This is a genomic window from Streptomyces sp. LZ34 (genome assembly GCF_053890475.1).
This window is the reverse complement of record NZ_CM132680.1, coordinates 8877462-8892040: the sequence shown is the minus strand read 5'-3', so window position 1 is coordinate 8892040 and position 14579 is coordinate 8877462. Positions and strand designations below refer to the sequence as shown.

Here is a 14579-nt window from a genome sequence, read left to right as displayed (position 1 = left end):
GTGTGCCCGCCCCGCACCAGGAACGCCCGCCCGCACCCGGAGCAGCCGAACGGGAAGCAGCCGCCCCGCCGGGTGTGCCCCCGCACCAGGCACAGCCGCCGTGCCAAGGGCAGCCGACCGCGCTGGGGGCAGCCACCCGCCCCGCCCGAAGCGCCCGCCCGAACCCGACCCAGCCGAACGGGGGGCAGCCGCCCCGTCGTATGTCCCGCCGCGCCAAGCGCAGCCGCGCGTCCCCGCTACGCCGTCGGCGACGGCCCCGGCCGTCGGGTGTCCCCGTCGTCCGGCTGCTCCGCGTCCGAGCCGCACAGTTCCCGGTTCAGCTCCCGCACCAGCTCCACCAGGTCGGTCGGGCGGTCCGGGGTCCACCAGTCGCCCAGCAGCTCCGCCAGCGACTCCCCCCGGGCGCGGTAGAGCCGCTCCGCCACCGTTCGCCCCTCCTTGGTCGGCACGAGCGACACCCCGTCCCGTGCGCCCAGCCCCCGCTCCTCGATCCGGCGGGCCGCCTCGATGATGACCCGCAGCGGCACGGGCGAGCGCTCGGCCAGCAGGAAGGGCTCGACCGCGCCGTAGTGGCTCATCCGCAGCAGCATCCAGCTCGCGGCCGGTTCGAGGTCGAGGCCGGCGCGCTTGGCGATGTCCTCGTAGACCCGCTTGCGGCCCTCGCGGCTGCCGAGCAGCGAGAGGGCGCGCGCGACCTCGTCGTGCGAGGAGCGTTCGACGGGGTTGCTGGCGACCACCTCGCTGGCCTCGGGCGCGGTGACGCTGGCCCGCAGTGGCTCTTCCCGCAGGAACCAGGCCAGGGCGAAGGCGATCAGCACGAACGGCGCCGCGTACAGGAACACGTCGGTGATGGAGACGGAGTACGCGTCCAGCACCTTCGCCCGCAGCGCCGTCGGCAGCAGTCCTGCCGCCCGGGGGTCGGCGCTGAGCGCGCCGGGGTCGACGCCGGGGGGCAGCCGCTGGCCGGCCAGCACGTCGGCGAGGCGCGGGGCGAGGCTGTTGGCGAAGATCGTGCCGAAGACGGAGACGCCGAAGGAGCCGCCGATGGAGCGGAAGAAGGTGTTGCCTGAGGTGGCGACGCCCAGGTCCTGGTAGCGGACGGAGTTCTGCACGATGGTCACCAGGACCTGCATGACCAGGCCGAGCCCGAAGCCGAAGACGAAGAAGTACGCGCTGGTCTCGGCCACGCTGGTGGACGGCCGCAGCTGGTGCAGAAGCAGCAGGCCGACGGCGGTGACGCCGGTGCCGAGGATCGGGAAGATCTTGTAATGGCCGGTACGGCTGACGACCTGGCCGGAGCCGGTGGAGGCGAGGAGCATGCCGAAGACCATCGGCAGCATGTGGACGCCGGAGAGGGTCGGCGAAACGCCCTGCACGACCTGGAGGAACGTCGGCAGGTAGGTCATGCTGCCGAACATCGCGAAACCGACCACGAAGCCGATGACCGAGCAGAGCGCGAAGGAGCGGCTGCGGAACAGATAGAGCGGCAGCACGGGCTCCGCGGCGCGCCGCTCCACTCGGACGAAGGCCACCAGCAGCACCAGCCCCAGCGCCCCGAGCCCGGCGATCTGCCAGGAGCCCCACGGGTAGGTCACGCCGCCGAGGGAGGTCATCAGCACCAGCGCGGCGGCGACGGCGGCGATGAGGAGGGTGCCGAGGTAGTCGATGGTGTGGCGGGCGCCGCGGACCGGGATGTGCAGGACGGCGGCGATGACGGCGAGCGCGATGATGCCGAGGGGGATGTTGATGTAGAAGACCCAGCGCCAGCTGAGCTGGTCGACGAAGAGCCCGCCCAGCAGCGGCCCGAGCACGCTCGCAGCGCCGAAGACCGCGCCGAAGAGGCCTTGGTAACGGCCGCGTTCGCGGGGCGTGACGATGTCGCCGACGATCGCCATCGACAGCACGATCAGCCCGCCGCCGCCCAGCCCCTGTAGCGCGCGGAAGGCGATCAGCTCCGGCATGTTCCGCGCGAGCCCGCACAGCGCCGAGCCGACGAGGAAGATGACGATGGCGGCCTGGAAGAGCTTCTTGCGTCCGTACTGGTCGCCGAGTTTCCCCCACAGCGGGGTGGCGGCGGTCGAGGCGAGCAGATACGCGGTGACGACCCAGGACAGATGCTCCAGCCCGCCGAGATCGCTGACGATCGTGGGCAGGGCGGTGGCGACGATCGTCTGGTCGAGGGCGGCGAGCATCAGTCCGAGCAGCAGGGCGCCGATCGCCACGAGGACCGTACGCCTCGTACGGCCCTCCCCGGGGCTGAGCGCCACGGGGCCCGGGGCCGGGGTCGGGCGGCTCGCGTCCTGCGCCATGGTGACTCCGTACGTTGTCAGCCCGCGCGGCAGCCCGCTCGCGAGCCTCCGCGTTCCCATCCTCGACTCGTTCTCGACTCGTCCTCGACATCAGCGTCGACTCGTCGTCCTTCTCCGCGTCCTTGACCCCATCCTCGCCTTTATGCCCCGTTACGGCCTGTCGAGAAGGCCCACACTCGTTGGGAAGCGCTGCGCGGAACATGACAGGCTCTGCATAATCGCTGCGACTCCAGGGAGGGAAAGACCCGTGACGGCAGACCTCTGCCCGCACTGCTTCGCACCGGCGCGCGACAACGGCCGCCCCGGTTGCGCGTGTGCAGCGCGCGCCGCCGCGGCTGCCGCGGCGGCGGGCGACAGCGAGGACCACATACGCGACGACCGCGACGGCATACGTGGCCGCGACGGCGTGCGCGACGGCTTCGACGACGAGATACGCGACGACCCCATGGGCCCACGCCCGTACGTCACGTTCTCCGGCGAAGACCGCCGCAAGGGCCCCGAGCTCCGTGACATACGGCTGTTCGAGCGCATGACGACCCGCAGATCCGCCCGCGACGACCGCGACGACCGCGACGACCACGATGCGGACGCGGAACCCGAACAGGCCGAAAGAGCCGAAAGAGCCGAAAGAGCGGCCGGAGCGAGCAGAGAGACGAGCAGAGAGAACAGAACCGCGGCGGCCGCGGGAGCCGCCGCGGCGACCCAGGCATTCGAACCCGTCACCCAGCCCATCGACAGGATCGGGGCGATCGAGGCCGCGCGGGCCGAGGCCGACGCACCCGCCTCCGCCGGGGGCGGGGCCGGAGGCGGGGGCGGGGGCGGGGCCGCGGCCGCCACCGGGCGCCACCGGAAGAGCCGCAGAGGCCCGGTGGTGGCGGTGCTCTCGGGGGCCGCCGCGGTGGCGGTGGCGGGCACGCTGGCCTTCGGCACCGGTTTACTGGGCGGGGACAAGAAGCACGACCAGGACGCCGACCGGGCACTGTCGGACCCGAGCTCCAGCACACCGGACGACGACCCGTCCACCAAGGACGACGAGACGCCCGACAAGCCCTCGTCCTCGGCATCGTCCGCCACCCCCACCGCGACGCCCTCCGCCTCCAGGAAGGAGAGCGCGAGCCCGCGGCCCAGCCGCTCGCCCTCGACCCTGAAGTCGAAGGAACCCTCCAAGACGGCCACCTCGCCCACCCCCTCGGCGACCGACGCGACCGGCAGCGTCTCCCCCGACCCGACCGAGACCCCGACCCCCACCGGCCCGCCGGTGCTGGAGGAGGGCGACAGCGGCTCCGAGGTGGTCGAGCTCCAGAAGCGCCTGGGCCAGCTGCTGCTCTACCTCGGGTCGTCGGACGGCGAGTACGACGACGGCGTACGGAACGCGGTCTCCAGCTTCCAGAACACATACGGGGTGGAGGGCGACCCGAAGGGGGTCTACGGGCCCAATACGCGCCGTGCGCTGGAGTCGCGGACCGACGAGCCGTAAAAAGCGGACCAGCCGTAAAAAACCGGCGAAGGCCCGGTGGATCCCCCGGGAACCCTTGGGGGATCCACCGGGGCCACTGGCGCACCGGCGACGCTCTTTGTATCGTGGAGGAACAAAGTGGTTCCGCCCGCACTCCCTGACCGGCGGGCGGAGCCACTTGTCTCTCTCCCCGCGCCCTGGAGTACGCCGATGCCGGCCACCGCCCCGTTCACCGCCCGCGTCCTCCTCCTCGACATGGACGGCACCCTCGTGAACTCCGACGCCGTAGTGGAGCGCTGCTGGCGCCGCTGGGCCGCCGAGCACGGGCTCGACGGGGACAGCGTGGTCAAGGTCGTGCACGGGCGGCAGGGGCACGCCACCATGGCGGTGCTGCTCCCCGAGCGGCCCGTCGAGGAGAACCTGGCCGACAACCGGCGGATGCTGGAGTGGGAGACCTCGGACGTCGACGGCGTCGTGGCCATCCCCGGTGCCCCCGCCTTCCTGGCCTCGCTCGCGGGCCTGCCGCACGCCCTGGTCACCTCCGCCGACGAGGGGCTGGCCCGGGCCCGGATGGACGCGGCGGGGCTGCCGATGCCGAGCGTGCGGGTCACGGCGGAGTGCGTGGGGGCGAGCAAGCCGGACCCGGAGGGCTTCCTCAAGGGCGCGGCCGAGCTGGGCTTCGAGCCCCAGGACTGCGTCGTCTTCGAGGACTCCGAGGTGGGCATCGCCGCGGGCCGGGCGGCCGGTATGCGGGTGGTCGGGGTCGGCCCCCGGGCCGCGGCCCACGCCCCTGACGCGCACGTACGGGACCTGGAGCAGGTCCGCGTCGAGGCGCTGCCGGACGGCGCCCTGCGCCTGCACTTCACCGACTGACACCCCGAACCTGCCGACTCAGCCGGTCACGACTCCGGCCCGGACGCACGCCCGGGCCGACGTCACGTCCGTCAGCCCGCCACCGCCTCGTACAGGCTGAATCCCGCCAGCGCCAGCATCACCAGCGCCGCCACCTTCGTGATCAGCCGCAGCGGCACGTACCGCATCAGCGTGCGGCCGCCCAGGATGCCGAGCCCCGCGACCGCCCACAGGGCGAGCACCGCGCCGACGCCGACCGACAGCGGGTCGTCGTAGCGGGCGGCCAGGTTGGCCGTCATGATCTGGGTCAGGTCGCCGAACTCCGCGACCAGGATGAGCATGAACCCCGCCCCTGAGACCTTCCAGAAGCTCTGGTCGGCGGGCTTGCGGATCTCTTCGTCCCCGTCGTCCTTCTTCAGGAGCAGGATCGCCGCGCCGCCGAGGAAGAGCACGCCGACGATCGCCTGGACGAGGCGGTGCGGCAGCAGCCCGAGCACGCTGCCCGCCGCGATCGCGAGGGCGACGTGGACCGCGAAGGCGGCGGCGACTCCCACGAAGACGTACGAGGCGCGGTAGCGGGTGCCGAGCATCAGCCCGGCGAGGGCGGTCTTGTCGGGCAGTTCGGCCAGGAAGACGACGCCGAAGACGACGGCGGCGACGGTGAGACTGAACACGGGCTGGTTACCTCAAGGGGCTCGGGCCGCGCCGAGAGGGGCCCTGGGGGAGGGATCGCTTCGGCACGGCAGCGTCGGACACTGCGGCCGAAGGTCTCGCTGGCGTACGCACCACCCCACTGGGACGGGTGCCGTACGCTCCGGGCGCCGGCCCGCACCACGAGGGGCGGGCAGTATGTCGACGGTCCGGCGAAGAGCTACTCCCCTTCTGCTGTCGGCAAGGATACGCGACGCGCCCGGTGCAGCCGCCCCCGTGCGACCAGCTCCAGGACCACCGAGACCGCCACCGCCTGCACCGCCATCAGCGCGACCAGCACGAACAGCTGCACCGCGCCCGCCATCACGGGCGAGGCGCCGCCCAGCAGCATGCCGACGAACGCGCCGGGGAGGGTGACAAGGCCCACAGTCCGGGTCTGGTCGAGCCCCGGCACCAGCGCGTCCGAGGCCACCGGGCGGGCGATCTCCAGCCGCGCGTCCCGGTCGGGCAGCCCGAGCGCCAGGCCCGCCTCCACCTCGCCGTGGCGGGCGGTGAGCTCGTCCAGCGCGCGCCGGCCGCCGAGGACGGTCGCGGTGAGGGCGCCGCCGATGAGGATGCCGGTGATCGGGATCAGGGCGACGCCCTTGAGCGGGACCAGCCCGGTCAGCAGCAGGACGGCGACCACGGGCGCCACCCCGGCGCCGATCGGGAGCGCCGCCCACCACCAGGTGTGATTGTCGGTGATGCGGCGGCCCGCGGTGCGTACGGCGACGGCGAACATCACCGCGACGAAGCCCAGCAGCGCCGGCAGGGCACGCACCACCCAGCCGATGAGGTACGAGACGGCGGCCAGCTGGACCGCCGCGCGCAGCCCCGCGACGGCGATGGCGCGGGCGTAGCCGCGGTCGCCGCGGTCGGCGAGGTGGGCCCGGGCGGCGACGGTCACGGCGGCCAGGAGCAGGGCCCCGAGGACCACGCCGAGGGTGGGGTCGACCGGGAGCAGGGTGGCGGAGGCGGCCGTGCGGGCGGCGAGGGCGTACACGCTTCACATTAGGACGCCCGCGCCGCACAGGAGGCCGCCGCCACCGAGGGTCGCGCATCCGCCCGCCTTTGCCGGGCGCGAGGGAATTACCGGGCCCGAACCCCCTTTTTTTGGCGGCTCGGTTCGCCTCCGGGGCGCTACAGCCCCTGTCGACGGTCGACCGTGCTCGGCCACTCGTACCTCGCGGCCTGCGCGCGCTCTCCCTTTCACAGCGCACATCAGCGCCTCCGGCGCGGGCGGCGCGCCCCTTCGGCTCACCCGCGTTGACATGACGTGTCCATGTCGCCAATCTGTTACCTGTCGCACTCCGAAGAGAAACGTTCCGGCGACAGCATTACCCCCGCGTTACCCGGCTCTCACCGGGCCGAATCGTCCCCCACTCCAAGGGAGTTCGCATGTCCCGAATACGCAACGCCTTCGCCCGGCGCGGCTTCTACGCGCGTCGACGGCTGAGCGTACTGGCCGCGGCCACCGGTCTGATGGCCCTGGCGGGCCTGTTCAACGGCCCGGCCGCCCAGGCGGCACTGCCCACCCCCGTCAGCGCCGCCACCGCCCGCACCTACCTCGCCTCGCTGACCGTGGCGACGGAGGACCGCACGGGCTACGACCGTGACCTCTTCCCGCACTGGATCACCCAGAGCGGCGCCTGCAACACCCGCGAGGTCGTCCTCAAGCGTGACGGCACCAACGTCCAGCAGGACTCCAGCTGCGCCGCCGTCAGCGGCACCTGGCGCTCCGTCTACGACAACGCCACCTGGACCGCCGCCTCCGACCTGGACATCGACCACCTCGTCCCGCTCGCCGAGGCCTGGGACTCCGGCGCGAGCGAGTGGACCACCTCCCGCCGCCAGTCGTTCGCCAACGACCTGACCCGCCCGCAGCTGATCGCCGTCACGGACAACGTGAACCAGGCGAAGGGCGACAAGGACCCGGCCGAGTGGCTGCCGTCGGTCACCTCGTACCGCTGCACCTACGCCCGCGCCTGGGTGCAGGTGAAGTACTACTACGACCTGTCGGTCGACTCCGCCGAGAAGAGCGCCCTCAGCTCCCTCCTGAACGGCTGCTGAGGCCCCGCCCCGGACAGCTCGAACGGGTGCCGAAGGCTCCGCCCCGGAACCACCGCGCCCTCCTTCGTCGTTCCGTACCGTAACGCCTCGATGCTGTGGCGCCTTGGGCGCCACAAAGACGCCTCGACGCCACGAAGCGACGGAGGAGGGCCGGATGGCCGGGTTGCGCCTGGGACCGCTGCTGCGCCATGTCGACTGGGAGACGGGCACCAGCGCGACGGTCTGGATCGAGGCCGACCGGCCTTGCGAGGCCGAGGTGCGGTGCGCCGACGGCGCGGGCGGCACGGCCCGCACCTGGTCGATCGCCGGGCACCACTACGCCCTGGTCCCGGTCACCGGGCTGCGTCCGGGCGGCGAGACGGCCTACCGCGTGCTGCTGGACGGCGAGCAGGCGTGGCCGCCGGCCGACTCCCGCTTCCCGGATTCCACGATCCGTACCCCCGCGCGGCCCTCCGCCGAGCCCTCCACCGACCCCGGCACCAACCCCGGCACCAACCCCGCCGACCCACCCAGCCTCGCTGACCCCGCCGACCCCGACGCCCCCGCCGCCGTGCGTGTCGCCTTCGGCTCCTGCCGGTGGGCGGCGCCGCCCGCCGACGCCTCGGCCGACCCGATGGGCCCCGACGCCCTGGACACCCTGGCGCACACCCTCGCCCACACGCCCGGGGCCGAGCGCCCCGACGTGCTCGTCCTGCTGGGCGACCAGGTCTACGCGGACGAGACCTCCGAGGAGACCCGCCGCTGGCTCGCCGAGCGGCGCGATGTGACACAGCCCCCGTGGCAGCAGGTCGCCGACTACGAGGAGTACACCCGGCTCTACTACGAGTCCTGGCTGGACCCCGAGGTGCGCTGGCTGCTCTCCACCGTCCCCAGCTGCATGATCTTCGACGACCATGACGTCATCGACGACTGGAACACCAGCGAGGCGTGGCTGCGGGAGATCCGCGCCACCCCGTGGTGGCGGGAGCGGATCCTCAGCGGTCTGATGTCGTACTGGGTCCATCAGCACCTGGGCAACCTCTCCCCCGCCGAGCTGGCCGCCGATCCGCTGTACGCGGCGGTGCGGGCCGCGCCGGACGGCACGGACCTGCTGCGGGAGTTCGCCGCCCGCGCCGACGCCGACCCCACGTACACCCGCTGGAGCTACCGCCGCGACTTCGGGCGGGTGCGGCTGCTGATGGTCGACACCCGGGCCGCGCGCGTGCTGGAGGAGGGCGCGCGGGCGATGCTCGCCGAGCCCGAGCTGGCGTGGCTGCGCGAGCAGGCGCTGGAGGGCACGGACAGCTACGCCACGAGCGGCCGCGCCGGGCCGTACGACCACCTCCTGATCGGCACCTCGCTGCCCTGGCTGCTGCCGCACTTCGTCCATGACGTGGAGGCCTGGAACGCCGCGGTGTGCCGCGGCAAGCGCGGCCCGCGCTGGGCGCGCCTCGCGGAGAACCTGCGCCAGCGCGGCGACTTGGAGCACTGGGCCGCCTTCCCCGCGTCCTTCGACGCGCTGACCGAGCTGATCGCGAAGGTCGGCGGCGGGCCCGCGGCGCCGGCCACGATCAGCGTGCTGTCCGGCGATGTGCACCACGCGTATGTCGCCGAGCCCGACTGGTCGCAGTGGCCGCAGCCGCCGGACAGCCAGGTGCGGCAGCTGACGTGTTCGCCCGTGCACAACCGCACCTACGCCTCGATCCGGCTCGGTTTCCGCTTCGGCTGGAGCCGGGCGGGCCGCCGGCTCGGCCGCGCCTTCGCCCGGCACGGACGGGTCACCCCGAGCCGCCTCGGCTGGCGCAAGACGGGCGGTCCGTGGTTCGGCAACCAGCTGATGACGCTGACGCTGCGCGGGCGCGCCGCGCGGCTGCGGCTCGACCAGGCCAGGCGCGATCCGTCGGGCGGCGGGGCGCGGTTGGTCACGGCCCTGGAGGCAGACTGGTCCGAGCACTGCCCCAAGCCCTGACCCCGACACACCACCCCGGCGTGATCCCTCCCACAACAGAGGCCGGAGTTCCATACCTCGCCGCGATTCCCGGGAGCCGAGCGGCATGATGGGCGAACCCTGAGTCACATCTGCCCCGGGAGACACAATCTTGGCCGGAGACCCCCACGCCATAGCCGTCGTCGGTGCCGGCCCCCGCGGCACCAGCGTGCTCGAGCGGCTGTGCGCCTCGGCCCCGGAGCTGGCGCCCGGCGCGCGGCTCACCGTCCACATGGTGGATCCGTCCCCGCCCGGCGCCGGCCGGGTGTGGCGTACGGCCCAGCCGGGCGAGTTGCTGATGAACACCGTGGCCTCACAGGTGACCCTCTTCACCGACGCCAGCGTCGAGTGCGAGGGGCCGGTCCGCACCGGGCCGAGCCTGCACGAGTGGGTCGCCGCCCGCGGGCTCGCCCCCGCCCTGGGCCCGGACGACTACCCCAGCCGCGCGCTGTACGGCCGCTATCTGGAGTGGGTGTTCGGGGAGGTGGTGCGGGGCGCGCCGGACACGGTGACCGTCCGGGTGCACGCGGCGCGCGCCGTACGGCTCGAGGAACGCCCGGGCGGCGAGCAGGTGCTGACCCTGGAGGACGGCAGCCGGCTCGACGGGCTGCGGGCGGTCGTGCTCGCCCAGGGCCATCTGCCGACGGTGGCCGACGCGGCGGAGGAACGGTTCGCCGCCCACGCCGAGCGCCACGGGCTGCGCTACTACCCGCCCGCCAACCCGGCCGACGTCGACCTGTCGCCCATCGCGCCCGGCGAGCCGGTGCTGCTGCGCGGCCTCGGCCTCAACTTCTTCGACCACATGGCGCTGCTGACGGTCGGCCGCGGCGGCGGCTTCGCGCCGGGCGACGGCGGCACGCTGGTCTATCTCCCCTCGGGCCGCGAGCCGCGGCTGTACGCGGGCTCCCGGCGCGGCATTCCCTACCAGGCGCGGGGCGACAACGCGAAGGGGGCCCACGGGCGGCACCATCCGCTGCTGTTGACGCCCGCGGTGATCGACCACTTCCGCAAGCGAGCGGAATCCGGCGATCCGCCGGACTTCCTGACCGAGGTCTGGCCGCTGATCGCCAAGGAGGCCGAGACGGTCTACTACGAGGCGCTGCTGGACCGGCCGGACCGGCAGGGGCACTCGGGTGAATCGAGCCAGCAGAGTCTGCCGGGGCAGCAGGGATCTACGGGCTCTACGAGCTTCAAGGGGCGCTTTCTGGCCACCGAGCACGGCGGGGCGGAAGAGGCGGCGGTGCTGGACGATTTCGGCGTCGCACCGGACGACCGGTGGTGCTGGGATTCGGTGGCCCACCCGCACCGGGGCCGGGACTTCGCCGGGCGGGAGGACTTCCGGCGGTGGCTGTTGGCGTACGCGCGCGAGGACGTGGCCCACGCCCGGCTCGGGAACGTGTCGGGCCCCGTCAAGGCGGCCCTCGACGTACTTCGTGATCTGCGCAATGAGCTGCGGCAAATCGTCGACCACGGCGGTCTGTCGGGGCGCTCGCGCCGGTCCCATCTCGACCGCTGGTACACCCCGCTCAACGCCTTTTTGTCGATCGGCCCGCCGCGCCGCCGCATCGAAGAGATGGCCGCGCTGATCGAGGCGGGGGTGCTCGAGGTCCTCGGTCCGCATCTGGAGGTGATCGACGTGGCCGCCGCGGAGCCGGGCGGAACCCCCGGTTTCGGGGCGCGCTCGGCCCGGGTTCCGGGCCCTGTGGTGGTGACGACGACGCTCATCGAGGCGCGGCTGCCGGAGCCCGATCTGCGGCGGACGGCGGACGCGCTGCTGGCCCATCTGCTGCGCGCCGGAGCGTGCCGTCCGCACCGGGTGGAGGGCTACGAGACGGGCGGTCTGGACGTCACCCCGAGCCCATATCGCCTGGTGGACGCCGAGGGGCGGCCCCACCCACGGCGGTTTGCGATCGGGGTGCCGACGGAGGGCGTGCACTGGGTGACGGCGGCGGGCGCGCGGCCCGGGGTCAACTCGGTGACCTTGTGCGACGCCGACGCGGTGGCCCGTGCGGCGCTGCGCGCGGCGGGGTCAGAGTTGGCGGAACTTGAACTTGCAACAAAAGGTGAGGGAAACCTAACCTGACTCTCCCGTTGTTTCCCGTCCCCGGAACAAGGAGCAGTCCCCATGTCCCCGTCCGCCACCCCCCAAGGTCTCGCCGACCGCCTGGACAGCACGAGACCGTACGTCCTGTCACTCTTCCGCATCGTCGTCGGCCTGCTCTTCTTCTGCCACGGAGCCTCCTCCCTGCTGGGCTGGTTCGGCGGCATCATGGGCACCGGCAAGACCGTCGACGCCGGCACCTGGCCCGGCTGGTACGCGGCCGTGATCCAGCTCGTCGGCGGCGGCCTGGTGCTGCTCGGCCTGGGCACCCGCAGCGCGGCGTTCATCTCCTCCGGCTCGATGGCGTACGCGTACTTCCACGAGCACCAGCCCGAGAAGCTGTGGCCCATCCAGAACGGCGGCGAGGCGGCCGCGATGTTCTGCTGGGCGTTCCTGCTCATCGTCTTCACCGGCCCCGGCCCCTGGGCCCTCGACCGCTTCCTCGGCTCGGCGCGCCAGACGGTCACGACCCCTGAGACACACCGTCAGCCGACCGCCGCCTGAGCATCTGCCCAAAGCCGCGTATCACGTTATGCGGGGGTACCTCCCATTCGTCACCGGGGAGGCAACCCCCGCGTGACGTGATTCGAACAACATCAACACTTCTTAGCCGTTATCCTCGCCCGTCACAGGCGTACGCTGTATGGCTGTGAAGGCCGCTTCCGTCGCTCCCCAGCGACGCCGCGGCCGGGGGGAATCGGATCGGGAGAAACGTTGTTGGAACATTTGGGGTCGCTGACCAACACCCCATGGATTTACGCGGTTATCGGCATGTCCGTTCTCCTTGACGTGTTCCTTCCCGTTCTGCCCAGTGGTGTCCTCGTCATCACGGCGGCCACCGCGGCCGCCGGGACCACCGTGGACGCGGTGGGCGTGGTGCGCGTCCAGGCGGGCGCCGCCGACTTCTCTCAGATGTTCGCCCTCATGCTGTGCGCCGCCACCGCCTCCGTCCTCGGCGACATGGTCGCCTACCGGCTGGCCTGGCGCGGCAGCGACCGCCTCGACCGCGCCATCTCCCGCTCCCGCCGACTCACCTCCGCCCAGGAGAAGTTGGGCACGGCGCTGGTCCAGGGCGGCGGCACGCTGGTCGTCATAGCCCGCTTCGCGCCCGCCGGACGATCGGTCGTCAGTCTCGGCGCGGGCGCGGCGCACCGCCGGGTCAAGGAGTTCCTGCCCTGGTCGGCGGTGGCCGGACTGGCCTGGGCCGCCTACAGCGTGAGCCTGGGTTACGTCGGCGGCCAGTGGCTCGGCGCCACCTGGCTGGGCACGGCGGTCTCGGTGCTCGCGCTCTTCGCGGCCGGCGCGGGCGCGGCGTATGTGATGCGGCGGCCGGCACAGTCGGCGGTGGGCGGAGCCGGACAGCCGTAGGCAGAGCCGAGGTCAGCCGACGCCACCCGACGCCGGCGGCGGACCCGGCCGTGCAGACCTTGCCGCGCAGACGTTGTCACGCAGACCTTGTTACGCAGACCTGCTCATAAAGCGTGCGGATTCCGGATCCGGCCCGGAAATCCCGTTACCGTCCCCTCATGCGTATCCCCACCCGCCCGGCGCCCGCATGGTGACCCGCCGGAGCCGTACCGTCGCCGCCCTGGTCGGCACCGCCCTGGTGCTCGCCGCCGCGATCCTCGTCGTACGGCACTTCACCGCCCCGTCGGAGCCCGAGCTTCCGGCCATCCCCACGGCCGAGCGCCCGGTGGTCGAGGCAGCCGCCCGCACCTGCCCCAAGGTGAGCGTGGAGCTGCTGGCCGCGCAGATCCACGCGGAGAGCGGCTGGCGGCCGGACGCGGATTCCGGACATGCGCAGGGCATCTCGCAGTTCACCCCGCAGACCTGGGCCGAGTGGGGCCGCGACGGGGACGGCGACGGTAAGGCCGACGTCTGGGAGCCCAAGGACGCCATCCCCTCGCAGGCTCGCTATATGTGCCATCTGTACGGCGTGGTGAAATCCCTGCCCGGCAACCCGACCAAGCTGGCGCTGGCCGCGTACAACGCCGGACCGACCGCGGTCCTCAAGGCCCGCGGGATCCCGAGGATCACCGAGACCCGTGAGTACGTGGACCGCATCCTGACCACGCTGCTCCCCCAGTACCGCGAGAGCGAGGCGAAGTACGCGGCGGCGCACCCGTCCACCGAAGCCGCTGCCGCTGGCCCGTGATCACGCCTCCGCCGCGATGAAGTCCTCGACGGCGCGTACGAGTTCGAGCGGTGTCTCGTCGGCGGGGTAGTGCCCGGCACAGGACAGCTCGACGAGTTCGGCACGCGGATACCAGCGCAGCCAGGTCTGCCGCATCAGCTCCGCCGTCAGCGCCGGGTCGTGCGCCCCGACCACCACCCGGACCGGCACCCGGGACCCCACGACGTCCTCGTGGAAGTCCTCCAGGGCCCAGGAGTCCAGCCAGGCCCGGAACGCCTTGGCGTCGCTGTGTTCCAGCGAGTGCCGGACCATCAGGTCGAGCCAGGCGGCGGGGTGGCGGCCGCCGGTGGTGTAGTCGATGATCGCCCGCCGGCTCTCGGGGCGCTCGGCGGCGGAGGTGAACAGCTCCCACTGCTCACCTTCCATCGGCATCCCGCTCGCGGGGACGGGGGCGACCCCGACCAGCCTCCCGACCCGGTCGGGGGCGGCGGCCACGACGCGCTGCACGACGGCGCCGCCCATCGAGTGCCCGAGGAGCGAGAACCGCTGCCAGCCGAGGTGGTCGGCGAGCGCCAGCAGATCGCGGCCCGCCTCGCCGGTGGTGTACTCGCCGGGGATGTCCCGCGCCTCCCCGTAGCCGCGCAGATCGGGGAGTGCGTAGGTGAAGGCCCGACGGTCGATGTGCGGCAGCATGGCCGCGAACGCGGCGCGGTCCGAGAACCAGCCGTGTATGGCCATGACCCGGTGCGGCCCTTCGCCGACGAGCTCGAACGGTGGAACGAGGGGTGGAACGATCGGTCCCATGGCACCTCCGGTCCCAGTCGAAGACGGGCGCGCGGCGCGCGTGCCCGTTGCCGGACAACGGTGGCGTCAACCGGCGCCCTCGGCAAGGCCGCTGCGCATATGCGTAGCGCGGCCTGACCGTGACCTGACAGGCAGCGGGGGCGGGGCGCGCCCGCCTCGCTCACGTACGGTGCCGACGTCGGCGCGGTCAGCGATGG

At 72.8% G+C, this 14579-nt stretch carries 12 protein-coding genes; 8 read left to right on the top strand and 4 right to left on the bottom strand.

Features of this window, described 5'->3' with window-relative positions; genetic code table 11:
- Nucleotides 1-236: 236 nt before the first annotated feature.
- Nucleotides 237-2309, bottom strand: coding sequence for an MDR family MFS transporter (locus tag ACWY4P_RS37735; RefSeq protein WP_456205045.1), 2073 nt, complete (start codon nucleotides 2307-2309; stop codon nucleotides 237-239).
- 247 nt (nucleotides 2310-2556) lie between these two features.
- Here ACWY4P_RS37735 and ACWY4P_RS37730 point away from each other — a divergent pair, with 247 nt between their 5' ends.
- Both ACWY4P_RS37730 and ACWY4P_RS37725 read left to right on the top strand, forming a co-directional pair.
- Nucleotides 2557-3786 (top strand): peptidoglycan-binding domain-containing protein, encoded by a 1230-nt coding sequence (locus ACWY4P_RS37730; protein ID WP_456205044.1) that lies wholly within the window; start codon nucleotides 2557-2559, stop codon nucleotides 3784-3786.
- Between the two features lie 189 nt (nucleotides 3787-3975).
- Complete coding sequence (locus ACWY4P_RS37725; RefSeq protein WP_456205043.1) at nucleotides 3976-4638, top strand: HAD-IA family hydrolase; 663 nt, start codon at nucleotides 3976-3978, stop codon at nucleotides 4636-4638.
- A gap of 71 nt (nucleotides 4639-4709) precedes the next feature.
- On the opposite strand, the gene ACWY4P_RS37720 is transcribed toward ACWY4P_RS37725, so the two are convergent.
- The gene (locus tag ACWY4P_RS37720; protein WP_456205042.1) at nucleotides 4710-5291 is read right to left on the bottom strand and encodes a TMEM165/GDT1 family protein; all 582 of its coding nucleotides are present in this window, start codon (nucleotides 5289-5291) and stop codon (nucleotides 4710-4712) included.
- Between the two features lie 197 nt (nucleotides 5292-5488).
- On the bottom strand, nucleotides 5489-6310 hold the full coding sequence (locus tag ACWY4P_RS37715; protein ID WP_456205041.1) for an ABC transporter permease: 822 nt from the start codon (nucleotides 6308-6310) through the stop codon (nucleotides 5489-5491).
- Between the two features lie 395 nt (nucleotides 6311-6705).
- On the opposite strand from ACWY4P_RS37715, the gene ACWY4P_RS37710 reads away from it, so the two are divergent.
- From ACWY4P_RS37710 to ACWY4P_RS37685, 6 genes are all read left to right on the top strand, one after another.
- Complete coding sequence (locus ACWY4P_RS37710; RefSeq protein WP_456205040.1) at nucleotides 6706-7377, top strand: HNH endonuclease family protein; 672 nt, start codon at nucleotides 6706-6708, stop codon at nucleotides 7375-7377.
- Between the two features lie 154 nt (nucleotides 7378-7531).
- Nucleotides 7532-9325, top strand: coding sequence for an alkaline phosphatase D family protein (locus ACWY4P_RS37705; RefSeq protein WP_456205039.1), 1794 nt, complete (start codon nucleotides 7532-7534; stop codon nucleotides 9323-9325).
- Nucleotides 9326-9455: 130 nt separating this feature from the next.
- The gene (locus ACWY4P_RS37700) at nucleotides 9456-11426 is read left to right on the top strand and encodes an FAD/NAD(P)-binding protein (RefSeq protein ID WP_456205038.1); all 1971 of its coding nucleotides are present in this window, start codon (nucleotides 9456-9458) and stop codon (nucleotides 11424-11426) included.
- 42 nt (nucleotides 11427-11468) lie between these two features.
- A complete protein-coding gene (locus ACWY4P_RS37695; protein ID WP_456205037.1) occupies nucleotides 11469-11948 on the top strand; it encodes a DoxX family protein in 480 nt (159 codons plus the stop codon).
- Nucleotides 11949-12158: 210 nt separating this feature from the next.
- Complete coding sequence (locus ACWY4P_RS37690; RefSeq protein WP_456205036.1) at nucleotides 12159-12812, top strand: DedA family protein; 654 nt, start codon at nucleotides 12159-12161, stop codon at nucleotides 12810-12812.
- A 187-nt stretch (nucleotides 12813-12999) separates the two neighbouring features.
- Nucleotides 13000-13599: a lytic transglycosylase domain-containing protein gene (locus ACWY4P_RS37685; RefSeq protein ID WP_456205035.1), complete on the top strand. Its 600-nt coding sequence runs from the start codon at nucleotides 13000-13002 to the stop codon at nucleotides 13597-13599.
- On the opposite strand, the gene ACWY4P_RS37680 is transcribed toward ACWY4P_RS37685, so the two are convergent.
- Nucleotides 13600-14382, bottom strand: a complete 783-nt coding sequence (locus ACWY4P_RS37680) for an alpha/beta fold hydrolase (protein WP_456205034.1) — start codon at nucleotides 14380-14382, stop codon at nucleotides 13600-13602.
- Nucleotides 14383-14579: the final 197 nt, after the last annotated feature.

What these genes read in the sequence shown, in the direction of transcription:
- ACWY4P_RS37710 (WP_456205040.1), top strand. Translation starts at nt 6,706, where the DNA reads ATGTCCCGAATACGCAACGCCTTCGCCCGGCGCGGCTTCTACGCGCGT.
- ACWY4P_RS37735 (WP_456205045.1), bottom strand. Translation starts at nt 2,309, where the DNA reads ATGGCGCAGGACGCGAGCCGCCCGACCCCGGCCCCGGGCCCCGTGGCG.
- ACWY4P_RS37685 (WP_456205035.1), top strand. Translation starts at nt 13,000, where the DNA reads ATGGTGACCCGCCGGAGCCGTACCGTCGCCGCCCTGGTCGGCACCGCC.
- ACWY4P_RS37680 (WP_456205034.1), bottom strand. Translation starts at nt 14,382, where the DNA reads ATGGGACCGATCGTTCCACCCCTCGTTCCACCGTTCGAGCTCGTCGGC.
- ACWY4P_RS37705 (WP_456205039.1), top strand. Translation starts at nt 7,532, where the DNA reads ATGGCCGGGTTGCGCCTGGGACCGCTGCTGCGCCATGTCGACTGGGAG.
- ACWY4P_RS37695 (WP_456205037.1), top strand. Translation starts at nt 11,469, where the DNA reads ATGTCCCCGTCCGCCACCCCCCAAGGTCTCGCCGACCGCCTGGACAGC.
- ACWY4P_RS37725 (WP_456205043.1), top strand. Translation starts at nt 3,976, where the DNA reads ATGCCGGCCACCGCCCCGTTCACCGCCCGCGTCCTCCTCCTCGACATG.